Genomic DNA, 21,806 nt, shown 5'->3' with positions numbered 1-21,806 from the left:
TATCGCATGACAAGCTATTTCGAAGGGGATCCGCTTCGGTTGGGGGAAGGTCCGCAATTGTTGCTGGATGACAGCCTGATTGAAGACCGATGGAAATTGAACAGAGTCCTGCATCGTCCGACAAATTTCGTCAAAAACCCGATCCTTTGCAGAGACAAGCCTTGGGAAGGAGATATGGCTTTCTCCCCCTGGGTCATCTGGGATGACGACTTGCGATTGTTTCGCATGTGGTATGAGTGCTTTTCCCTCTCCCATTATTGGAAGCGGGGCAACGACCCCATCTATTGGATGTGTTATGCGGAAAGCGAAGACGGGATTCATTGGATCAAACCGTTACTGGATGTATGCCCTTTTCCCGGCTATGAGAAAACCAATGTGGTGTACTGCGGAACTCATCGAAACCGGGTGCAGGGTGTGCAGATAATAAAAAACGGGAAGACGTCCGACCCGGGCAAAAACTATATGATGGTCTGCTTAGAAGGAGTTCCGCGCAATGGCTCTATGTCAACGCGGTTTGCTTGGCGTATTCCCCGGACGGTCTGTCGTGGAAGCTATCGGACCGGGAGCCGATCCTCGATTACCATAGCGATTGCGTGAATCATCTGGTGTATGACGATCGGCATGGGAGATGGCTAATGTACTGCCGCCCGATCCATATTCATGCCGCATTGAAACCGAAGTCAAGTACAAGTCACTGGGATGTGCGGCACAAAGTAAGAAGAGTGGCGGTCATGTCGAGCACAGACCTGGTGCGCTGGTCTTATCCGCGAACGGTCATGTACCCCGATGAACGGGATATCGACTATGATCAATGTGTAGTATTTCGGTACGGGAGTCATTGGATCATGCTGTATTCCGCTATGGACGGAGATCATGACGGATCGAACGAAATTCGATTTGCCTCGAGTCCCGACGGGCTTCATTGGACCCGATTTTACACCCGGGAGCCTTATCTGGGCAGAGGCGGCCAGGGGGAATGGAACGGAGGGCAAGTATTCGGAGCGTGTCCTCCCGTCCGGGTAGGCGAGGATTTGTACCAATATTACAGCGGTACGGTAAATCCCCAGCATATGCTTGCCCAAGGATCGATGGGCGGGATCGGGTTGAGCGTGGTAAAGGCTGACCGATTCGTTGAGCAAAGGGCCGGCGAGGAACCGGGATATTTGTTGACGAAGGAATTTATACTGGAGGGTCGGCGGCTGAGCGTCAATGTGGTGATGAATAATATGCCGTACAAGGAGCAAGGGATGAAAGTCGAAATTGTCAGCCATCCCCCGTTGGGCGGACATTCAGGTTCTGTACAAGCGATAGAAGGATATACATTGGACGATTGCGACCTAATAAAGGGAGCGGACACGCAAAGGACAGTAACCTGGAACGGCAATTCCGATCTGAGTCCGCTTGTCGGTAAACCGGTCTACGTAAGATTCAAACTTCAAAATATGGGGTTATTCTCCTTTACCATTCATTCATAGAATATGTTCTTCCCAGGCTGCTTGCTGGTCATACGAAGAGCAAGCAGCCTCCTTCCATGAGTTGGCGCGACTCGCCGGTCGTGTCTTTCTTCAAATTATCTGGATAGTCATTCAGTTGTATGTGCCCACTACCGGATTCAATACCTGTCGCCATGGCTTTTTTCTTACATATAACGTTGGCGATACTGTACCGAATCCATATCTTCAAGCAATTGAAGCCGCATTGCCCAAGAAAATCGGCAAGCTAATTTGTTAAAAACACCATTCCCCCCGCTTCCATTACTTTGTTTGGAATTAGCGAGTTAGAAACCGTTGCTTTGAGGAAATATTTCTGAGGAAAAAATTAAGAGCGATACCACGACGGCAGTATCGCTCAAGAGAAGGAGTATTCCGTAGTGAGTGGGCATTCCGTTGAGTACGAGCCTAGGCTTTTCATTCGACGGGTTGTCATGCGAGCCTTAACATTCCCGCCCGCCCGTTTCCGCGATATCCCGTTCCACGTTAACGGTCGTCTCGATCGCGATGGCAAGTCCCCTGACGATGCTTTCGAGCGGCATGTTTGGCAAGTCCCTGCCGGCTTCTGCCTGCTCCGGAATTAAGGGAACATGAATGAACCCGCCTCGCATGCGAGGACATTCAGTCGCAATGAGATGGGCCAAGCCGTAAAAAACATGGTTGCATACAAAAGTGCCAGCCGAGTTCGAAACGGCTGCGGCAATGCCGGAAGCTCGCATCTCTCTCACGACTGCTTTGATGGGCAGCGTGGACCAGTAGGCGGCAGGACCCTCGGGAACGATTGGTTCGTCGATCGGCGATTGTCCGTCATTGTCGGGTATTCTCGCGTCGTCGATGTTGATCGCCACTCGCTCCGGCGTTATTTCTTTACGGCCGCTGGCTTGTCCGATACAGATCACGACATCCGGCCGATGATCGCGGATGGCTTGCTTGAGCGCCTCTACCGACCGCCCGAACACGGTCGGAATTTGCATAACCGTAATCTCCGCTCCTATCGGTTTGAAGTCAGAAAGGCGCTTGACTGCCTCCCACGCAGCATTCGTCCGATCGCCGCCAAACGGCTCGAAGCCTGTAACTAACACTTTACTCATTCGCTTTCCCCTGTCTCTCTCCGTTATTGTTGTTGTATTGTACAAAACAGCGCCAAACCGGCTCCCGCCCGCTGCGTTCGAATTGCGAAACGCGGCGCTTGGCCATCCGCTTGTCAGGCCAATCAGTCCGCGAGCGGCCGGCGCGTCACATTCCCGTCGCGAGCGTCGGAATCGCGATGTCACTCGCCGGATATGCCCAAGATCCCGTTCAACCTAACAGGGCTGTTCCTTCCTCGTAGCTCGCCGTACGGCAGGCGCTACCTCGGTAGCCAGTCGTTCAATGTTATCGGCCACCTTGCTGAAAGGGATTCCGCCGATATCCACTTGGGCGATAAATCGCTGGTGACCGAATAGTTCATGCTGATGCAATATTTTCTCGACGATCTGCTGGGAGCTTCCAACAAACAAGGCGGTGTCCGGGGCCGACATCCATTCGTAATCCGCTCGGGTCAGATGGGAGTCCGAACCGCGCTGCCGGCTGATCTCCCTCCAATAGTTCATATAATAGGGGGCGTATTCCCTTCTGGCCTGTTTGGTCGTCTTGGCAACGTACATATGTCCGGTTACTCCGACCTTCAATTTCTCCTGCAGATGTCCGGCCTGCTTCGCGGCTTCGCGATACACCTCGACAAACGGCTTAAATCGGTACGGATCGCCGCCGAGTATCGCGATAGCAAGATGGGTTCCGAATCGGCCAGCCCGCGCCGCGCTGTCCGTTGTGTTCCCGACGCCGACCCAAACCGGGATGTCGGCTTGAACAGGCCGCGGCGCAATATCGGCATGTCGCAGTGCAGGACGATGTCGCCCGCTCCAGGTTACCTTATCGGCAGCGTTCAGTTTCAGAAACAGCTCCAAATGCTCCTCAAACAATTCATCGTACTGGTTTACATCATACCCGAATAAGGAGAACGATTCCATAAAAGATCCGCGACCCGCTATGATTTCCGCCCGACCATCCGACAGGAGATCGAGTGTAGCAAAATCTTCGAAGAGCCGCACCGGATCAAGCGTATTTAGTACGGATGTGGCCGATGTCAATTTGATGCGCTTCGTTACTTGCGCGATCGAAGACAGGACGACCGCCGGAGCCGATACCGCATACTCCGACCGATGGTGCTCCCCGACGCCGAAAAGATCCAGCCCCGCCTCATCCGCCAGCTTCGCAGCATCCACGATTTCACGAATACGCTGTCTCGCGCTGATCATTTCCCCCGTATGCGGATTCCGGCACAGATCGGCTAACGTATAAATCCCTATTTCCATGCTGTTCTCTCCTCATTTGTCACTTCGTTCAAGTATGAATCGAATCCGAATGCCTGCGGGATCTCTCGCCATATCATAATCCGCAACTTGCTCGAATGCTCCAAATTTGCTGCAAATTTGCTGCAACGGACTTCAAAGTTCTTGCCGACCGCCTTTTTCTCATAAAATGCAAAAAAACCGCACATGGTGCGGTTTACGATTAGTGTTCTAACATGAATCGAACCTTTTTATAAAGTTTTTTTGATCCTTTGTAAACCTATATCCGCGTTGTTCGTAGAACCTGTGAGCGTGTATTCGACTCGGATGGGATAACAATTTCATCCCGGAAAATCCATTGTCCTCTCCCCACTGTTCCAGTCGTTCAATGAGTAAGCTTCCTATACCTTGTTTTCTATACGTTTCTTTCACGACAAATCCCAGGACGTTTACCAACGACTCCGAAAAGAGCAGCTCGTACGGACTTCCATGGATATATCCGATAACTTCGTTGTTTTCCTCATAAACAAAAATAATATCTTTGGTTTTCTCTGTGATGATAGCAATCTTCTCTTTTACTTTTTCTTCCGAAAATGAGCTGAAATTCGGGTTAAAGTCTAGGTTTAATAAGTAAATATTACGATAGTCGGTCACTCTGATTTCCCTAATGTTCTTTTTCTCCATTTTTTGAAATCCTCTATTCGTTATATGATGATAAACATCTGAAATCAGGCCTGTTGAATAATGGTAGAAAGATGATGACTCCATGAAAAGTCTACCACGATCCTATCTGTCCTTCAAACGCTTTTAACTCAACAGTGGACCAGCTTCGTGCCGGCGCTGACCGCTCTTCCATCAGCGATTTGCCGGAATTTCATTATTCGCTGTTTTTCAAGTAAAGCGGCCGAAGTTCGGTGGTAGACAGTAATTAAAAAAAGTCCATGATATCATGGACCCAGCAGGGACTTGCTTTCTTCTATTAATAGGGGAACCTTGCTACTTGAAAGCTAGTTCCTGTCGAGCCATCAGACCCACGACTTCGAACACTTCCGGCTACTTGAGGGGCTACAGAAATATGGACTTGATCTCCTGCATTTAATTGGAGAATAGCATTAACGTTAACTACGTTTACAAAAGCCGTCGTTCCCATGAAATCAACATCATAAGCTACTGCCAAACCACCGTTCACGAAAATCGATATTGTGTTTGTATATGTGGAATTGGGAATACTAGGAACAAAATCAACAATACCGATAATAGAATATATACCTTGTACTTTTGGTGTAAATATTGACGTAGTTGTATCATATTCATTTGCAAGAGCTATAGGGATAAAAACATTTGCCAAAAGTCCCAATAAGCTTGTCCTTGAGAAAATAGCCATTTGAAATCTCCTTCTCTCCTTATTATGTTTAGATCCTATTGTTCTGGATCTAACATGATATCATATGTACATTTAGGAGAAATGATAGGGTTTCACAGCAAAAATAAAAGACCAAACTCCCGTGGCATTTCGAGAGCTGGTCGCCGCATAATTTACCTCTTTTTTAAAAAGAACATTCAGATCAGCACGGCTTACACCAAACAAACATTTTTCCCAACTCCTGAAATCCAACCTTCTGATAAACACGCATAGCATCATCCGGTTCAGGATCTACCGTCCATAATCCCCCATGATTGATATAGAGCTTATTTACTCCCATATTCTTCAACCGGTTCATACTTATCCAGTCATAATGATCACTTTTTGCGGCACATCCTCCAACTGAATAGGTCGTACAGTGTAGCCTTCGGGAAATTGTGGTTTTGGAATTACGGATTCTAGGTCAATCACTCCGGAATACATATACCATGTATGCTGAGTATATCCCCTGTCTATCAAAAGTCTTGAACGTAATTGATCCTCCGGATAACCCCATATGTATACTTCTTGTCCTGTGCGGTCTTGGAGTGACGGTCCGCAGTATTTCCGCTCTGCCCAGTCTAATATTTCGTCTTCAAAATCCGCGTAGTCCTTACCCATCACACAATAAAGGATTCTATAATGTCCGGGCCAAATAGCACCGATGACTGTACCATCTTGAACAGTGCATATAGTCAATTTTCCCAGAAAAGCATTTCCTCCGAAAGAACGATTGTAATCCAGATCACCGAGACTAGGATAAAATCGCCGCTCAGGGTCTGAAAATTTCTGCATGATCAAATTGCGAAGAGCCGTATAATCTGCTTCGTCGGCGTAGGGCCGAAATAGCACAGTCATTTCGCGTCACCTCTGCTTCTTAAGAAAAGCTTCAAATTGCTCTATGCTTTGAAACCGATTAATAACGACTCCTTTGGATTGAAGGTACTTTTCCAAAAGATAACTCAACCGTTGCACGGCAGCTTGGAGCTGCGATAAATCGCGTGAACCGAGAAGAGGGACAAGTTCCGGAAGCCCCGCCCGCTTGTACACATCCTGATAAGTAGAGTTAGCCGTCAAGCAGCAGGGCCAATGTCCCGTTTCGGCGAAAAATAAAAAGCGCGCGACTTCATCCTGCGTATGAATGGAATAGAAAAAAGCAGTCTCGTAATCGTTCATTTCACAGGCCGTCATGATTTTGTCCAAAACCGCTTTCTCCTCTTCGTAAAAGCCTTTCATCCGATCCGAGTAAGAAGGCGCGCCGGAATGCTTACCTTTTTGAGCTACCACCAATTCAAGGGTATCGGCGGTGAGCTGCTCGCAAGCCTGGACGATGTCCGTTATCAAGCTGCCGTGCATAATCGTATTCATATACGACTCCAAGTTAGCCGGCTTCAATGGAAGCTGTACAATTTGCTCCTTGTTTTTTCCAAATCCTTTGGTGAAATAAGTCCGATTCAACAACGCAAGACATTGTAACACTTTCGTTAAAACCCCGTGAGCTTCTGTTTTGTAAAATGTAATAGTTTCGGAATCGCCAGCGCGGCTCAGCTTATACAGGTGGACGTAAACATTACGCAGTTCCGATTCTGCCTCCTCCACCAGTTTTAGAGTATTTTTCGGCTCCTGAAGAGTGGAGATCGTATTACGCAGCTTCATAAATCGTTCACAGTCTTCGTCCGAGCGAACATACAGCAATTTGCAATCCGCGATAATCGTGGTTTGCGGCTCTTTAAACGAGGCCATTCTTTCCGCGCGCTCCCAACTAATAGGCCAAAAATCAAAACCGATATCGTCAATAATAAATTGGACGCTTGCACGGTAACCATTAGACGTAGCAGGAATGAAAAAGAAATCCAAGTCAGAACGCTTTGTTGCGGTTCCTTGCGCATAGGACCCGTAATAGGCGACAATTGCAATGTCTTCCGGATAGGCGGATCGGATATGATTGACGATTGTTTCCGAAACATCAAATACGTTCAACCCTTCTCCCCCCTAGTATATACTGGCTTACATTGACTGATATACGAACAAGTCATCGATATGTACGCCACTATTGAATTATGACTCGATCATACTTGATTCTTCCGCATTTTACGAAATAACGTTCATATATAACGGAAGATTACGAAAAGGACCTCAGCCTCCATTTTATAGTGGCATTTGAGGTCCTTGCGTTTGTGAATTGGGATGCAACCAATCCGCCTGCTCTGCTAGCCGGACAAATCAGCTTGGATAGGTCTCCCCGTCCGCTCAGCGCAAATACGACTGTCCGCTGCATCGGATCGATTCGATCCGGTCGAGGCGGAAATACTCCACCTCGCCCGATTGCTCGCACCAGGCGATCACGGTCACATGCGCCGGAGCTGTCTGGGAATACGTCCGGTACGGGTGAATGTCAACTTCATGCTCGCCCGCGTTGTCGGCGTAAACGATGCACAGTTTGTGGCCGCGTTCAATCGCCCTATCGATGTCATGCTTATGCTGCGCCGTCCTGGAGTCCACGATAAACGCAGGCAACTCGCTGTCCTCCGGCTGGTACGGGACGAATCGTTTGAGCGTCTGCACGACCCGGTCCAACCCTTCCACGTACCCTATCGATTTGACCGCTTCCTCGTATTTGTAGATGAGAAAGTTTACGATCCGAATATCCGTCTCCGTCAAAAATACAGAGGGCAAAATGTATGCCGCATCGTTGTATGCGTAGCCGCGGCGCTTGGCGTTGTAGCTCATCGGCGCGTGCAGCGAGTCCTGCATATATTCGATATCCCGCCCCGCCTGCCGCACCGATATTTCGAAATGCTCCGCCAACGCTTTCGCATTCGGGAAGCGAGACGCGCGAATTTGCTCATCGAACCACAGGATGCGATGCATATTGCTCACGGCCGCATGCCCTCCTTTCCGAGATAAGAGTCACGCTTCCGATTACGCGACCGCGACCGGTCCCCCGTGCGCCTTCCCCAAACATGAGCGCCCGGCACGCTACCACCACTCGAACCGGACCGGATCGAAGGCGGGCAGCGTCGGTGTCCGGCGGGCAGCGGTTTGCAGCACCTGTTCGACATCTTCGGCATGCACCATCGTGCGGAACGTGTCGTGATGATGAAACGCCGGAATCATATTCGGCCACTGATACGCGCTCAGTTGAGCGGAGCGCAGCTCCCGCAAAAACGGAGCGTACAACGTGTCCGCTGCCTGCCCGCTTTGCTCCGCCGCCGTTTGCGAGACGGCCAGCTTGAGCACCGACCACAGCTTGCCAATTTCTCCGCCGGGCGCAGTCAGCTTGCGCAAAAACGCCCACGCCAGCTCCCGCTTCGAGCATGACGGCGAAATGCCGTAGCCGTACACTTCAAACAAATTCGGCTTCCCCGGATCGCGCGGAAACCCGGCAACGCCGAATTTCGCCTTTTGCTCCGCCTTCATCGGCCGGATCGCCCAGTTCGCATCGATATACATCGACATCTTGCCGTGAATAAAGCAGTCGATCCACGAATCGCGGCCGAGTTCCATGCGGGGGGACAACCCTTCGTCGATCAACCGCAAATAACGGCGAACCCCTTCAATCGTAGCTTCGCTGTTCAAGTAGCCGTCCAACGTCGTCCCGTCTTCCGACAAAAACGTTCCGCCGCCATTCCAGACGACCGGCTCGACGTAAATCATGTAACCAAAGCTGGCGAACACGCCATAGCGCCGGATGTCCTCCCGCTCATCGCGAAGCGTCAAACGCTCCGCCGCGTTCACGAACTCCTCCCACGTCCAGTTTTCCCGAGGATAAGGGATCCCCGCCTGGTCGAAATGGTCCCGGTTGTAAAAGACGCCGAGCGTATCGGCCATCACCGGGATCGCTCCAATCCTTTTGTCCGAATGTACCGCCGCATGAACGCTCGGATAGTAGTCGCCCATGTCGAGGCCGTCGCGCGCGATCAGATCGGACAAATCCGACAACAGCCCGCCGTCCAGACATTGCCCCATGTTCGCCCCTTCCCACTCGACAATGTCGGCCCCGTTTCCTTCCGCCACCTGCCGCCGCATCGTCTTTCTATCCGGCACCAACTCCAACACAATCGTGACGCCCGGATGGTCCTTGCGAAACTGCCGCGCCGCCTCCTGAATGACCGCCATCCGCTGATCATCATGCGTCGCAATGCGAAGCTGCATGTCGTACCGCCTCCTCTGTATGATTTGACTTGCAGCCTCAGTATACCGGAGGCGGTCGGACATATCGTGTCCGACGAAAGCGATAAATTGACGTAAAAAAAGGGGACGAATTACGTCCCCGTAGACAACGGATTCCCGAATCTGCAACTCCGCAAAGCTCCTGATCCCTGAATAGTTTCATTGCCTTCACCTTGACTGACAACCGCCTCGAGTACGGTCGCTCGTGCTTTCAAGGTGTGCTGCTTAGCTCGATTTTTCATTTACCTCCTCTACTTACGCTATCTCTTCTTAATAGCCACAAAGCGGCGACAATAAATACAGCTCCTGTAACATAAAATAAAGCTTTACTTTCCTCACCCGTTTCAGGAAGGACTGGTACAAGTGGTGTTGGTATTGGCTCTTCTGTCGGCGTCGGTGTTGTCGGCGTTGTCGGCGTCGGTGTTGTCGGCGTCGGCGTTGTTGGCGTCGGCTCTGTCGGCGTCGGCGTTGTTGGCGTCGGCTCTGTCGGCGTCGGCGTTGTTGGCGTCGGCTCTGTCGGCGTCGGCGTTGTTGGCGTCGGCTCTGTCGGCGTCGGCGTTGTCGGCGCCGGCGTTGTTGGCGTCGGCTCTGTCGGCGTCGGCGTTGTCGGCGTCGGCGTTGTTGGCGTCGGCTCTGTCGGCGTCGGCGTTGTCGGCGTCGGCGTTGTTGGCGTCGGCGTTGTTGGCGTCGGCTCTGTCGGCGTCGGCTCTGTCGGCGTCGGCGTTGTTGGCGTCGGCGTTGTTGGCGTCGGCGTTGTTGGCGTCGGCGTTGTCGGCGTCGGCGTTGTTGGCGTCGGCGTTGTTGGCGTCGGCGTTGTTGGCGTTGTTGGCGTCGGCGTTGTTGGCGTCGGCGTTGTCGGCGTCGGCGTTGTTGGCGTCGGCGGAATCTTAAAGTTCAATAGCACATTTCTTTGCACATCCAATACTTTGACTGCGACCGCACCTAAATCTTGAGTATCACTGACATATCTCACTGACGAAGTGATGAACACGTCTTTGACAGATTGACGCAGCATAAATTGGAGTCCAATATCTACATCCGAAGCCGTTTTATCATAATCGCCGTTAGCGACTGTAATCGTGATCGTCCTACTTTCAAGTCCTACATTGGTGTAAGTTGATTCAACTACAGTCGCATTTGGATATCTAGCCTTCGTAGCACTGTCAAGCTGGACTGATGGTAAAACGATCGTTCCATCATAGTTCTTTTCTGTTGCTTTATAGGTAACCGATACAACAAGGTTATCATTCGCATCAAATGATAACTGCTGATCAAATACATCCACATCCGTTTCTGTATACGTTGGCCCGATAGGATTTAAATTGATGAAGTAATTAAACAAATCCTCTCCCGCTGGTGTTGGCGGATAATACTGATTACGCCAGTCAGCCAAAGTCGCTCCATTAGTGTAATGCCAAATGGCAAATTGCGTAGCCCAAAGAGTCATGTCTTCGTCCAAACCTGTAATACCAGTGGCCGCTTGTATGTCTGCAACACTTTTCGTCGGAAAACCATTGAGCAGAACCGCTCTTAACATATCCCCATTAATCACTTTTCCTTTAATAAGGTAGTTGTTCATTTCTTTAAGTGGTGAATAGAACTCTTCACCCGTACGATAACCGGCAAGATATTTCGTAAGTGGATATTGTCTAGACCTATCAAAGCAATACGCTAAAATGCCATCAGGAAGACCTGCTCCGTTCGGCGTTCGTTCATAAACTCCGTTATTATATTCAGCTAAAACATGAATAGGATACATTGGCACACCAGGAAACCAATGATCTACGACCTCAAACTTGTCAACAACTGTAGGAGCTGCTTGGATAAATTGAAATGGAGTTGAACCTAGCAGAATAATCAGAAATACGGCTATCTTCACTCTTATGTTATTCAGTTGACATGTCTCCCTTCTATGATCGTAGTAAATAACAGAACACTTCTCGAGTGTGTTCTGTTACTACTTATATCATCGGTTATCGATGTCGTATTTTGAATATTTTTATCGGAAATAATTAACAATCAATGGTTTGATGTGAATTCCGCCTTCTTCGTTATTCCAAAATTCAAAGTTCAGAGTATGATTCCTTGCTGCGCATCGCGGTTTGGATAAATCCCCGCACCCACTTCCATCCCTTTGGGGCAACTATGCTATAATTGAAATACTACAATCCAAGCGAGGTGAAGCCAATGAAATGGGGAGAGATTATCGAATTACATCCAGATCGTTTTGTGCTGGTCGAGGCAATCAAAGCAAGCTCCAACAACCTTGTGCGCCAATTAGAAGATATGGCAGTCATTCAGGACTACAATAACCCGCAGGAAGCCTGGAGCGGCTATAAAGAGCTGCATAAGCTTCATCCGACGCGCGAGCTATATGTGTTCCACACGAGCAGAAAGGATGTAATGGTCGTGGAGGAATTTTTCTCAGGAGTAAGGCAGCGGACATGAATATACAACTCCAGCACGGCTTGCCTATCGTTTCCTTGACCTTAACTCGAAATGACCAATCCATCGTTTTACACAATGTTCTATTTGACACGGGTTGTGCGGCAACAGTGTTTGACACCGAAGCATTAGCTGTAATAGACATCCACATAGATTTTATTAATGGGAGAGCCAAGCGAATGTATGGGGTCGGGGGAACGAGTGAAATCTGCTATGAGCAGATCATACCTGAGCTTCAAATCGAAGGTATTGCTTTGAATGATTTTCCAATCCAACTTGGATCTATTCAAGAGCCATACGGATTTGATGCCATACTTGGCATTGATTTTATGATGAGGGCCAAATGTAAGGTGAATTTCGAAACCATGAATATCGAATTTGAAAATTAGACCAAGCATGCCATCCATTAATGGACAACAATCGCTTGGTCTGTTTTTGCAGAAAGGGTCATTCCACCCTTTTTATGCGTATGCTTATTCACTCTTGCCGACATACGTCGCTCGTTCAAACAATTGATTCGTTGTAAACCTTTGGGCTCCTGATACAAGAGTGTATAGTTATTCGTGAATCATCCTCGTTCATTGCATTTTGCCATGCTTCAAGCAAAATCCCCTTCCATTGACCCTTTGCCTGTCATGGGCTTTCTACACCAGCACCTATTTCTACGTATCCATCGAAATCGTATCCCATTCCTCATCCCGGTGACCTATCATCCAGAACAATCCCCGGCGTCTTTCCATGACGATGCTTTCATCCAGGCCAGCGGGAGCGTCTTCTCCTTGGATTCGGCTGTTCACGCATGCCCAGTGAAGCCGATACGTTTTGTCGGCCTCATCCATAATCTCTTCCTTGTTGCGCATCGCGGTTTGGATATAAAACTGCTCGAACGTTTCGCAGCTGGAGACGACTTGAATCGCATACTCGCAGTCGCATACTTGATCGGGAAAATTGAGCGTCTCCACAAAACCGAGCGCCCAAATCAATGTCCAATACGCTTCGTATTGCCAGGAAATAGAGATCGCTTCTTTCCTGTTCGGTTCTTCCTCCTGCAAAAATTGACGCTCGTTTTCAGTCAGGTACTCTTCTACGCCAAACCGCTGCAGCATGCCTATGAAAAAGTGTTTGGATTCATCGAACTGTTTTCCTTGCGCCACGTCGCAGGCGTATTGGATGACGATCAATAAGGAGACGGCTCTTCTGGCTATCGCTTCTTGTGTCTGAAAGGAACATTGTCCGGATGGCGGGAGCTGCGGAAGCCCCTTCAGAAACGGAATGCCGGTCTCCGTTAAAAAGGCGATGCTCTTGTTTCTTCTTCGTTCGCCTTCCTCGGATGTCACCTCCGGACCGAGCACCTTTCTTGTGCAAGCATGAGGCTTGAAGGCAGACGGGCCCGATCGGCCGTCGGGATAAATAATGACAATTCCTTCTTGATCCAGCAAAATCCCATTCGGCAAAAAGCCGATTCCGCCTATTTGCGACAGCAGCTTCGTAAATAATTGCATCTGTCCATCCGTCATATCCTTCTCCGTTTCGATGGCAATCATCGTATTCAAGACGGATATTTGCGTCATGACCAATCCTTTCCGATTCTCGTCCTCAAATGGAATGCGATCGTAAAACCCCATCATCCCCGGGATATTTGTCTCGAAATAATCGGGATTCGTATCCTCGGAAGCGACTCTTATCGTTATTTTATGGTTATTGAACAGCTTTTTGGATTTGATACTGTACTCATTTTCGTTTTTCTTGATGGCATAGACTTTTGCAAAGACATCCGATATCTTGCTTTCAATATCGTCCATGTCGTTCTTGGAAACGAATATGGTGAAATGCTTCAACCTCTTTCCCCCTCAACCAATGTAGTCGTAGTCTATCTATGCTAACTGGCTGCATATCCCCCCTTCCTTTTCATCGTTCTATAGATAGAATCGGCAAGCAAACGTTACTATCTTAACGAAACACCCCAATAACGTCAACTTTTTCCCGTTTTAGGCGCCTCTCTTCATGAGGTTGAAGAAAGCCTGGAACAGGAGGGCTCTCCGCAAAACGGATCATTAAAAAAAGCCGCCACAGGCGACTTTGTTAATAATCAGGATAGGAGCAGCAACGCTCAAGAGCCGCTATGTACCTCGGATTTGGCGTAGTAGAACATATTGAAGAGGAAAAACAACAGAAAGACGGCTGCCTGAGGATACAAAGCATGGATGCGAAATATCCCGTCGTCGACATTCGATTTCATGATGTCCAGTAAGTGTACGATCATGGAACCGAAAGGGATAAAGCTGACAAACGTAACGCGCCCTCCAATATGGTCTTCAACTCCTTGCAACCCCATCATATTGATAAGAATCGCAACGATTCCGAGTACAACCGGAGGAATGAAGCTTTTACCCATGATCCCTACCGTCATTGTAGCCGGAATGAGCAGCGCTTGCAGCGCCAACATCCACACATGTGCGCGGGTAAACCTCCAGAAGAGTTCTTCCGGAATCACCTGATCGCTCATAACGCTGCCCGCAGCCCAGATCAAAACATAATTCAACGCAAAGATGGCTGTCGATAGGAGCAGGATGACGATCATCTTTCCGATCAGGATCTTGACGCGGTGATGAGGGTATACGAAAAGCTGGTTGATCGTATTATCGCCAAATTCCCGGACGACAACAAAACCTGCAAGCAGTGAAAGCAGCATCGGCGCAATCATGATATTGAGAAACAAAGAATTGTTAATCAGCAGTTCGTTCCAATTCATGTTCTTGGACTGCCCGAAAATCGCCAAAATGGCCGGCAGCGAGCCGCCGAAGATCGTTAGCCATAGGAGTCTGGTTCGCTTCAATTTCAATAGCTCGGCGTAAAAAACGTTAAGCATGGAGATCGCCTCCCGTCAGGCTGAGGAAATAATCTTCCAAGGTTTCGCGCAGCATCGTAATTTCCGCCACCTCGATACCGTTCTCTACCAGCATCCGATTGATGGCGGCCGACTCCGACAATTGCTCAAACACCCGTACGATACCCGGTTCGGGAACGGAGTAATCGAGAATGGTCAAATTTTGCTCCAGCAGCATGACCGCTTGGCGATCGTTGCTCACTTTAAACTCGACGCAATGCCTGTTTTTCATTTGCAGCACCTGCTGCTCGATCTCCTCGACCAATCTTCCGCGATGAACGATACCCAGCTTCGTCGCCATCTGCTGGACTTCGCTTAAGATGTGACTCGATACTAGCACGGCAATATTCCGCATTGAAGCCAAGTCAATAATTAGCTGACGCACTTCTTTGATTCCGGCTGGGTCCAGCCCATTCGTCGGCTCGTCGAGAATAAGCAATTCCGGATGATGAAGCATGGCGCGGGCGATACCAAGACGCTGCTTCATGCCTAGCGAAAAATTTTTCACTCTTTTGTTGCGGGCATCCAGCAAGCCGGCTTGTTCCAGCGATTCCTCAATGCTCTCCTTGTTCCCCATTCCCATCATCCGTCTATGGATGTCCAGATTCTCGGCAGCGGTCAAATTCGGGTAAAAACCGGGAATTTCGATCATGGATCCGATGCGTTCAAAAGCGGCTTTTCTGCTCGTTTCCGCGTTCTTCCCGAACAATTCGATTTCACCGGACGTGGGCTTGATCAAGCCCATGATCATGCGGATCGTTGTCGTCTTACCGGCTCCATTCTGCCCGAGGAAGCCGTAAATTTCCCCTTTTTTCAAAGAGAGGCTGATCCCGTCGACGGCTGTATGCGTCTTGTACTTTTTGGTAAGGCCGCTTGTTCTCAAGATGTACTCCACTTGGTTCCAACCTCCTTAGAGCTTTTGGGAAGCACAGATGCTTCGTGACCATTCGCATGGGTTGGATTGATTATACGACAGGGGGTTTACATCGGATTGAACTATTTCTTACAAGTTTCTTAAGTTGCTTTGGGCAAGTAAAAGGAGAAGACGGTCAGCTCGTCCGGAATACTGCTCGCATGGATTTCGCCGGACTGCTTCTCGACTAATTTCTTAACGATCGTCAGGCCCAGTCCGTTGCCTTGCTGAGCCGCGTTGCGGGAAGCTTTGCCGGTATATAGACGCTCGAAGATATGGGGCAAATCGGTTTCCGAAATTCCTTGCCCGCAATCCCATACGTCGACCCATACCCGGTCTTCCGCCTCCCGGACCCGGATGCCGATCGTCCCGCCGTCCGCTCCGTAACGAAGGGAATTGGTCAGCAGGTTGTTCATGATTCTCTCGATGCTCTGCCTGTTTCCCCAAACGTAAACGTCCTGCTGCGGAAATTCCAGCTGCGGCGTGAGCTGCTTGAGTTGAAACTGGTGGTAGAAGGAGAGGACAGCCTCCTGGATTCGCTCGACAATCTGAATTCTCTCGGACTCCGGCGCGTCGTCGTCGGCTTCTAATTTGGACAGCTCGAAGAAATCCCGAATCAAAGCGTCCAGCTTGTTCCCCTTGTTTGCGATAATTCGGAAATACTGTTGCCGTGCGGTTTCCGTCAAAGACTGATCTCGCTGCATAACTTCCACATATCCCATGATTGCCGTCAGCGGGGTTCGCAAATCATGGGAGAGATGGGTAATCATCTTTTTACGTTCGGCTTCCAGCAGGTTAAGTTTCCCCATGCTTTGCTGTAAGTCGTCAATGAGCCGGTTTATGCTGCCCCCGAGCTCGTTCAAAGCAGGTATCGCGCCGGGGAGGCGCACTCTTTGATTAATGGCGCCCGCACGTATCTCTTCGATACGCGCGGTCATCCGCGTCAATTGTCGCTTCATGTGGCACTGCCGGTAAACAAGCAAGCTGCTTACCGCCAGCAGGAAAACGAGAATCAGGATGTACCCCGGCATCAGCTCGTCGCCTCCCCAAGCTTGTACCCGATTCCCCACACGGTTTGAATATAGATTGGATTTGACGCATCCGGCTCGATTTTCGTGCGAAGTCGTCGGATGTGGACCATGACGGTATTCTCGTCGGAAATCGGATCCTCCTTCCAGACGGCCTGGAATATTTGCGACTTCGTGAACACCCTGGAAGGATAGCTCAGAAACAGCTTTAAAATATCGAACTCTTTGGCTGTCAGCGTCTTTTTGCCGGTTCGGGAAGAGACTTCGTAGGTGTGCAGGTCGATCGCAAGCTCGCCATGGGTCAGCACGGAAGGAGAATGATCGTTCGGATGATTGTTGAAGTAAACGTAGCGCCGAAGCATGGCCTTGACTCTGGCGGACAATTCACCGAGGCCGAAAGGTTTCGTTAAATAATCGTCCGCCCCGAGTCCTAGACCGATGATCTTATCCACCTCTTGCCCTTTGGCGGATAAGATGAGCACCGGCATGTTATGCGTTTCGCGCACGCGGCGGAGCACCTCGTAACCGTCAATCTCAGGCAGCATCAGATCCAAAATCAGGAATTGGAAAGGAATTTGCCTGATTAAACGGATCGCCTCCTCCCCCGTATACGCGGATGTCGTTTCATAACCTTCTTTACGTAAAAAATCGACCAACAGGTCGTGAACTTCCAAGTCATCTTCGGTAATAAGAATGTGTGATGCGATCATACTCACTCCTCGGCACAAGAACGGATACAGCTATCATATCGTGTTTTTGCACTTGCGGAAAGTTCATTGCTCTCCGTAAAAACGAACTCGCCCAATGTCCAAAAGCCCCTTTGCGTCGTTCCGTCGGAATTGGTCTTGACACCGTATCCATGCTGAAGATTGTCCTGCCAATTGCCTTCAAATGTTGTTCCGTCGTTCCATTCGTAAACCCCTTTTCCCTCAAACAGCCCGTCTCTCCATTCTCCGCGATAACGGTCGCCGTTTGCATACTCCTTTATACCAAAACCGTGTTCACGATCCTTGTACCATTGACCTTCATATTTGGTCCCGTCTGACCAACGGTAGACCCCTTTCCCTGATTTCATTCCATTACGAAATTGTCCTTTATAAGTCTCATCTGCGTCCAATTCAATGTAAAATGCTTCCTCCTCCTTATCGATCCAGTTCCCTTCCGTAATCTTATTATCGATATGAAGGATGGATTTAGTTTCCTTCGTTTGATCTTCGCGATCGGACAACGAATTTACCATTGTAGTTTGAGGTTTAAGCACTAGAGGTCCTGAATTAAATTGGTCGTTCACGTAGGTTTTCATATACCAGGACATAAAGTCATGAATGTTCATCATCAGCTTTTCGATTTGACTTGCGTCAATAAACAGAGCGCTTTCTCTCGAATCTGCATATTCCAGTTGTTTCAACATGTACTCCAAGTAATTTGGCAATATTTCGATATTTAGGATTGCTTCAAGATTCAATAACGAGTCTGTACTATCGATTTCCGCCCGTTCATTTATCAGAATCTTTCTGACGAGCAATCTTGCAATTTCTTTCAAATGCTCCAAAGCGATAACATAGTCCTCGCCTATTACTCGATCCGCCTGATCGGCAAGGATGTAAATGTCCGGCAATTCTTCTTCAAACGCTTTAAAATTCAATTGCATTACCTCCTGAAGATCGATCTGCTCAAATGATCTCACATTCGTTATTGATCATAATATTTATCTTTAATAGAATTATATATAATAATTTTTATAGTTTAATCTAGATTTTATTATTTTTATTTCCTTGCCATGCGTATTAAACTAAAACCGAACCCCACAACCTAAGGAGGCCGACAAAATGGCTAAAATATTGATCGTTGTCACGAATCATTCCGAAATCAAAGTAGGCAGAGCGACAGGGATTTGGTTATCGGAATTTGCCGAAGCCTATGCAGCATTTGAAAGCCAAGGTTATGAGATTGTTGTCGCCAGCCCCCTCGGAGGAAAAGCCCCGGTTGATCCGGGCAGTGTCGATCCCCATACGCCAAATCACATGTTGGAAGCACAAAAACATCTTGAATACACAGTTGCGTTAGACTCGGTATCCGAAAACCAGTTCGACGCCATTTTCCTTCCGGGCGGACACGGCACAATGTTTGATTTGCCGAATAGCACAAAGCTGCAACAGCTTTTGCGTCAATTCTATGAAAACCACAAAACAATTGCCGCCGTTTGCCACGGTCCTGCCGGGTTGGTCGGGGTAAACTTGTCGAACGGTCAACCGTTGATCGCAGGAAAAAGAGTTAACGCCTTTACGAATCTGGAAGAAGAATTGACATCGCTTGGAGCAGATTTGCCGTTTTTGCTGGAAAGCAAAATTCGCGAACTAGGAGCGATTTATGTCGCAGCTCCGAATTGGTCGAGTCACGTTGAAATGGATGGCAACTTGATTACGGGTCAAAACCCCCAATCTACGGTCGCTGTGGCTGAGGCTGTTATTCGGAAGATTAGTGGGTGAATGAACTTTCATAAATCAGATCTAAACTGTATACGTGAAATGGCCCAATCTCTTGCTCAGCAAGAGGTAGGGCCTTTCCAAATACACAGAATCAGCTCTGACTTGGTACTGTGCCATTTATTGGGCTCCCTTTAGCAAATTCATAAAATGAATAACATCAGGCAAATATTTATTTTTTGCTTGATAGGCAAAAAACAGCTCATTTTTAACTGTATAATCCCCCCAAATAACTTTTGCCTTCGATTCGTTCATCGAATTCGTTACTAAATATGTTGGAAGCATACTAACTCCTACACCGTTTTCAATTGCCTTTAGAATTAAATGCAAATTAGGAATAATATGAATGGGTTTGATGACAGGGCGTTTTTTGAAGTACTCTCTCCAAAACCTTCTGATAATGGGTAAGTCTACCCCGTAGCTTATCCAGTTTTGCGCTATTAACCAATTCTCAATTCCCATTAATGTTTGGGTCTCTGGCAATTGCAGATGTCTCGGAGCCACAATAACAAATGCCTCTTCGCATAATTTCACATATTCGATTCCTGGTGACGTATACTTTTTTGAAGTAATGACGATATCAACCTTCCCTTCCTTCAGGAACTCTAAAAGTTCATCTGCAGTTCCAAAATGAGTTACTGTGCAGGTTTTATAATCTTGTAAATGATTGAGAATATTCTCATAGTAGTATTCAATAGCCGAACCGATTCTTAATATGGAAAGTGTAGGTGAAGTCGCCGTTTTAAAACTAATTGTTGCCTCTTCTAAAGATTCTATAAGAGGAGCCAATTGAGAGTATAATTCCTTTCCCCTTTCTGTCGGGATCATTTTTCGGGCAGTTCTTGTAAACAATGGTTCTCCCACCTCCGCTTCTAACGCAGCCAGATGCTGACTCATGGCAGGTTGCGTCATGATCCTTGTCTTCGCAGCTTCAGAAACGGAATTGTATTTATAAATATAAATAAAACTTCGATACCACTCAAAATCTATCATAGGAAGCAACCCCTTACTCCTACCATGTGATCTATAAGTAACCCGTTAAACGCGTTCTCTTTATTCATCCTACCCCAATGCGAGCCGTTAATTCAACGGTTGACCAGCAGGCTGCGCGTTTGATCTGCACTCAAAGTCCAAATCATTTGCATACACAACTTTCCAGCGGGCATATTAAGGAGGAACTGGAGGGTAGTTTAATGCGTGCGGAGGAGAAGGTTCTTTCATCGGATCTTGCAGTGAATGAGTCGATTGTTCGGGATTTACTCCATGATTCGTCTGACATGGTGTTTCGGAAACTTCAAGTGGACGGTCAATCCCTACTGTTCGTATACGTGGAAGGCTTATGTGATACGAATCTGGTGGAACAAATTATTTTGAAACCTCTTTTATACCAAGGATTTCCGGACGATTGCCGCGATGGATCTTCCCTTGCTCGGACATTTAATCGGTTGTTGCTTCCGGTATTGAGAGTATCTTCGGCCGGGAAAGCAAATGAAGTTGTCGAGAAAGTTCTGACGGGCCATGTAGCCCTTCTTGCCGAAGGAGAATCCGAAGCACTGCTTGCTGACTTCCAACACTACCAACAGCGCGGTGTCGAAGAGCCCGCTTCAGAATCTGTCGTGCGAGGTCCGCGAGACGGCTTTACCGAATCTTTGCGAGTGAATACGAGCTTGATCCGAAGGCGGCTCTGCACCCCCAACTTGGTCAATAAGTCGTTTCAAATTGGAGAGAAAACCGGTACAAAAGTAGAAATTTTATACATAGACGGGGTTGCAAAACCTTCCATCGTTGAAGAAGTCATTCGACGTATCGGTCATATCCGTGTTGATGGAATACTGGAGTCGGGATATGTTGAGGAACTGATCGAAGACACACCGTATTCTCCCTTTCCCCAGATTCAGAATACGGAACGTCCGGATGTGGTCTGCGGTGCGCTTTTGGAAGGCAAAGTGGCCATCGTCACAGCGAATACGCCTTTTGTACTCATCGTGCCTATGACCTTTTGGTCCGGCCTTCAAGCTTCGGAAGATTACTACGAGCGAGCCATTTTCACAACGCTAGTGAGATGGGTCAGGTACTTCATGTTCCTGATCGCCCTATTGCTTCCGTCCATTTACGTCGCGCTGACCACATTTCATCCGCAGATCATTCCTACGGTCCTCCTGATCAGCATTGCGACAGCAAGAGAAGGCGTGCCCTTCCCTGCCGTCGTGGAAGCGCTCATGATCGAATTGATGTTCGAGGCCTTACGTGAAGCCGGCATTCGGCTACCAAAGATGATTGGGTCTGCGGTCAGTATTGTTGGCGCTTTGGTCATCGGTCAATCCGCTGTAGCAGCGGGCATCATCTCAGCTCCAATGGTCATTGTAGTGGCTACGACGGGCATTGCTTCCTTCGGTATACCTCGCTACAATCTGGGTACCGCGTTTAGGATTCTCCGTTTTCCCATGTTATTGTTGGCAGGATTTATAGGGATTTACGGCATTCTGATCGGTTTAACTGTGATCCTCATTCATTTGTCTTGCTTGCGTTCATTCGGCGTACCCTATCTCACGCCCGTCACACACAAAAAAACAGGCTATTTCAAAGATCTGCTCCTTCGTGCACCGAGATCGAGCTTGTATCGTCGCCCCGAAAAACGCGACAGAGCTTGAC

Annotated in this window: 22 protein-coding genes; 6 read left to right on the top strand and 16 right to left on the bottom strand. The window is 48.4% G+C overall.

Translation table 11 applies throughout. The annotated features are described in order from the left end of the window. The first annotated feature begins 6 nt into the window (after positions 1-6). Both ABD796_RS33555 and ABD796_RS33550 read left to right on the top strand, forming a co-directional pair. Positions 7-597 carry a glycoside hydrolase family protein gene (locus ABD796_RS33555; RefSeq protein WP_344916775.1) on the top strand — a complete coding sequence of 197 codons (591 nt, stop codon included), beginning with the start codon at positions 7-9 and terminating at the stop codon, positions 595-597. A 134-nt stretch (positions 598-731) separates the two neighbouring features. After that, positions 732-1,475: a hypothetical protein gene (locus tag ABD796_RS33550; RefSeq protein WP_344916774.1), complete on the top strand. Its 744-nt coding sequence runs from the start codon at positions 732-734 to the stop codon at positions 1,473-1,475. A gap of 458 nt (positions 1,476-1,933) precedes the next feature. Here the strand turns inward: ABD796_RS33550 and pcp are convergent, their stop codons facing one another. From pcp to ABD796_RS33505, 9 genes are all read right to left on the bottom strand, one after another. Continuing rightward, entirely contained in the window at positions 1,934-2,581 is a 648-nt protein-coding gene (gene pcp / locus ABD796_RS33545; RefSeq protein WP_344916771.1) for a pyroglutamyl-peptidase I, read from the bottom strand. 213 nt (positions 2,582-2,794) lie between these two features. Continuing rightward, positions 2,795-3,844, bottom strand: coding sequence for an LLM class flavin-dependent oxidoreductase (locus ABD796_RS33540; RefSeq protein WP_344916770.1), 1,050 nt, complete (start codon positions 3,842-3,844; stop codon positions 2,795-2,797). Between the two features lie 207 nt (positions 3,845-4,051). Next, positions 4,052-4,504, bottom strand: a complete 453-nt coding sequence (locus ABD796_RS33535; protein WP_344916768.1) for a GNAT family N-acetyltransferase — start codon at positions 4,502-4,504, stop codon at positions 4,052-4,054. A gap of 295 nt (positions 4,505-4,799) precedes the next feature. Beyond that, entirely contained in the window at positions 4,800-5,204 is a 405-nt protein-coding gene (locus ABD796_RS33530; protein WP_344916766.1) for a C1q-like domain-containing protein, read from the bottom strand. Positions 5,205-5,543: 339 nt separating this feature from the next. After that, complete coding sequence (locus tag ABD796_RS33525) at positions 5,544-6,080, bottom strand: hypothetical protein (RefSeq protein ID WP_344916764.1); 537 nt, start codon at positions 6,078-6,080, stop codon at positions 5,544-5,546. A gap of 6 nt (positions 6,081-6,086) precedes the next feature. Beyond that, the gene (locus ABD796_RS33520; RefSeq protein WP_344916762.1) at positions 6,087-7,202 is read right to left on the bottom strand and encodes a kanamycin nucleotidyltransferase C-terminal domain-containing protein; all 1,116 of its coding nucleotides are present in this window, start codon (positions 7,200-7,202) and stop codon (positions 6,087-6,089) included. Positions 7,203-7,472: 270 nt separating this feature from the next. Then, positions 7,473-8,093, bottom strand: coding sequence for a helix-turn-helix transcriptional regulator (locus tag ABD796_RS33515; protein WP_344917534.1), 621 nt, complete (start codon positions 8,091-8,093; stop codon positions 7,473-7,475). A 108-nt stretch (positions 8,094-8,201) separates the two neighbouring features. Next, positions 8,202-9,377, bottom strand: coding sequence for an ABC transporter substrate-binding protein (locus tag ABD796_RS33510; protein ID WP_344916760.1), 1,176 nt, complete (start codon positions 9,375-9,377; stop codon positions 8,202-8,204). Positions 9,378-9,633: 256 nt separating this feature from the next. Continuing rightward, complete coding sequence (locus ABD796_RS33505) at positions 9,634-11,274, bottom strand: TQXA domain-containing protein (protein WP_344916758.1); 1,641 nt, start codon at positions 11,272-11,274, stop codon at positions 9,634-9,636. Positions 11,275-11,582: 308 nt separating this feature from the next. Between ABD796_RS33505 and ABD796_RS33500 the strand changes: the two genes are divergently transcribed. Together ABD796_RS33500 and ABD796_RS33495 are read left to right on the top strand one after the other, a co-directional pair. Further along, the gene (locus ABD796_RS33500) at positions 11,583-11,843 is read left to right on the top strand and encodes a hypothetical protein (RefSeq protein WP_344916756.1); all 261 of its coding nucleotides are present in this window, start codon (positions 11,583-11,585) and stop codon (positions 11,841-11,843) included. Next, entirely contained in the window at positions 11,840-12,229 is a 390-nt protein-coding gene (locus ABD796_RS33495) for a retropepsin-like aspartic protease (RefSeq protein WP_344916754.1), read from the top strand. Before ABD796_RS33500 ends, ABD796_RS33495 begins: the two co-directional genes overlap by 4 nt. Positions 12,230-12,502: 273 nt before the next feature. Here the strand turns inward: ABD796_RS33495 and ABD796_RS33490 are convergent, their stop codons facing one another. The 6 genes from ABD796_RS33490 to ABD796_RS33465 form a co-directional block, all read right to left on the bottom strand. Then, the gene (locus ABD796_RS33490; protein ID WP_344916752.1) at positions 12,503-13,678 is read right to left on the bottom strand and encodes a DUF4272 domain-containing protein; all 1,176 of its coding nucleotides are present in this window, start codon (positions 13,676-13,678) and stop codon (positions 12,503-12,505) included. Between the two features lie 272 nt (positions 13,679-13,950). Then, entirely contained in the window at positions 13,951-14,709 is a 759-nt protein-coding gene (locus tag ABD796_RS33485) for an ABC transporter permease (RefSeq protein WP_344916750.1), read from the bottom strand. Continuing rightward, positions 14,702-15,622: an ABC transporter ATP-binding protein gene (locus ABD796_RS33480; RefSeq protein WP_344916748.1), complete on the bottom strand. Its 921-nt coding sequence runs from the start codon at positions 15,620-15,622 to the stop codon at positions 14,702-14,704. Before ABD796_RS33480 ends, ABD796_RS33485 begins: the two co-directional genes overlap by 8 nt. Positions 15,623-15,741: 119 nt before the next feature. Next, complete coding sequence (locus tag ABD796_RS33475) at positions 15,742-16,671, bottom strand: sensor histidine kinase (RefSeq protein WP_344916746.1); 930 nt, start codon at positions 16,669-16,671, stop codon at positions 15,742-15,744. After that, positions 16,671-17,378: a response regulator transcription factor gene (locus tag ABD796_RS33470; protein ID WP_344916744.1), complete on the bottom strand. Its 708-nt coding sequence runs from the start codon at positions 17,376-17,378 to the stop codon at positions 16,671-16,673. The genes ABD796_RS33475 and ABD796_RS33470 overlap by 1 nt, the downstream gene beginning before the upstream one ends. Before the next feature lie 2 nt (positions 17,379-17,380). Next, the gene (locus ABD796_RS33465; protein ID WP_344916742.1) at positions 17,381-18,313 is read right to left on the bottom strand and encodes an MORN repeat-containing protein; all 933 of its coding nucleotides are present in this window, start codon (positions 18,311-18,313) and stop codon (positions 17,381-17,383) included. A gap of 184 nt (positions 18,314-18,497) precedes the next feature. Here ABD796_RS33465 and ABD796_RS33460 point away from each other — a divergent pair, with 184 nt between their 5' ends. Next, complete coding sequence (locus ABD796_RS33460) at positions 18,498-19,157, top strand: type 1 glutamine amidotransferase domain-containing protein (RefSeq protein ID WP_344916740.1); 660 nt, start codon at positions 18,498-18,500, stop codon at positions 19,155-19,157. A gap of 117 nt (positions 19,158-19,274) precedes the next feature. Here ABD796_RS33460 and ABD796_RS33455 read toward each other — a convergent pair whose 3' ends face one another. Next, positions 19,275-20,147, bottom strand: coding sequence for a LysR family transcriptional regulator (locus ABD796_RS33455; RefSeq protein ID WP_344916738.1), 873 nt, complete (start codon positions 20,145-20,147; stop codon positions 19,275-19,277). A 200-nt stretch (positions 20,148-20,347) separates the two neighbouring features. Here ABD796_RS33455 and ABD796_RS33450 point away from each other — a divergent pair, with 200 nt between their 5' ends. Further along, a complete protein-coding gene (locus ABD796_RS33450; protein ID WP_344916736.1) occupies positions 20,348-21,805 on the top strand; it encodes a spore germination protein in 1,458 nt (485 codons plus the stop codon). Position 21,806: the final 1 nt, after the last annotated feature.

Origin of the sequence: Paenibacillus hodogayensis (assembly GCF_039536325.1) — a bacterium.
Lineage (GTDB): Bacteria > Bacillota > Bacilli > Paenibacillales > NBRC-103111 > Paenibacillus_AB > Paenibacillus_AB hodogayensis.
Note: the sequence above shows the minus strand (reverse complement) of the source record. Positions and strands in the feature narration are given on the sequence as shown.

What these genes read in the sequence shown, in the direction of transcription:
- ABD796_RS33555 (WP_344916775.1), top strand. Translation starts at nt 7, where the DNA reads ATGACAAGCTATTTCGAAGGGGATCCGCTTCGGTTGGGGGAAGGTCCG.
- ABD796_RS33550 (WP_344916774.1), top strand. Translation starts at nt 732, where the DNA reads ATGTCGAGCACAGACCTGGTGCGCTGGTCTTATCCGCGAACGGTCATG.
- pcp (WP_344916771.1), bottom strand. Translation starts at nt 2,581, where the DNA reads ATGAGTAAAGTGTTAGTTACAGGCTTCGAGCCGTTTGGCGGCGATCGG.
- ABD796_RS33540 (WP_344916770.1), bottom strand. Translation starts at nt 3,844, where the DNA reads ATGGAAATAGGGATTTATACGTTAGCCGATCTGTGCCGGAATCCGCAT.
- ABD796_RS33535 (WP_344916768.1), bottom strand. Translation starts at nt 4,504, where the DNA reads ATGGAGAAAAAGAACATTAGGGAAATCAGAGTGACCGACTATCGTAAT.
- ABD796_RS33530 (WP_344916766.1), bottom strand. Translation starts at nt 5,204, where the DNA reads ATGGCTATTTTCTCAAGGACAAGCTTATTGGGACTTTTGGCAAATGTT.
- ABD796_RS33525 (WP_344916764.1), bottom strand. Translation starts at nt 6,080, where the DNA reads ATGACTGTGCTATTTCGGCCCTACGCCGACGAAGCAGATTATACGGCT.
- ABD796_RS33515 (WP_344917534.1), bottom strand. Translation starts at nt 8,093, where the DNA reads ATGCATCGCATCCTGTGGTTCGATGAGCAAATTCGCGCGTCTCGCTTC.
- ABD796_RS33510 (WP_344916760.1), bottom strand. Translation starts at nt 9,377, where the DNA reads ATGCAGCTTCGCATTGCGACGCATGATGATCAGCGGATGGCGGTCATT.
- ABD796_RS33500 (WP_344916756.1), top strand. Translation starts at nt 11,583, where the DNA reads ATGAAATGGGGAGAGATTATCGAATTACATCCAGATCGTTTTGTGCTG.
- ABD796_RS33495 (WP_344916754.1), top strand. Translation starts at nt 11,840, where the DNA reads ATGAATATACAACTCCAGCACGGCTTGCCTATCGTTTCCTTGACCTTA.
- ABD796_RS33485 (WP_344916750.1), bottom strand. Translation starts at nt 14,709, where the DNA reads ATGCTTAACGTTTTTTACGCCGAGCTATTGAAATTGAAGCGAACCAGA.
- ABD796_RS33475 (WP_344916746.1), bottom strand. Translation starts at nt 16,671, where the DNA reads ATGCCGGGGTACATCCTGATTCTCGTTTTCCTGCTGGCGGTAAGCAGC.
- ABD796_RS33470 (WP_344916744.1), bottom strand. Translation starts at nt 17,378, where the DNA reads ATGATCGCATCACACATTCTTATTACCGAAGATGACTTGGAAGTTCAC.
- ABD796_RS33460 (WP_344916740.1), top strand. Translation starts at nt 18,498, where the DNA reads ATGGCTAAAATATTGATCGTTGTCACGAATCATTCCGAAATCAAAGTA.
- ABD796_RS33455 (WP_344916738.1), bottom strand. Translation starts at nt 20,147, where the DNA reads ATGATAGATTTTGAGTGGTATCGAAGTTTTATTTATATTTATAAATAC.
- ABD796_RS33450 (WP_344916736.1), top strand. Translation starts at nt 20,348, where the DNA reads ATGCGTGCGGAGGAGAAGGTTCTTTCATCGGATCTTGCAGTGAATGAG.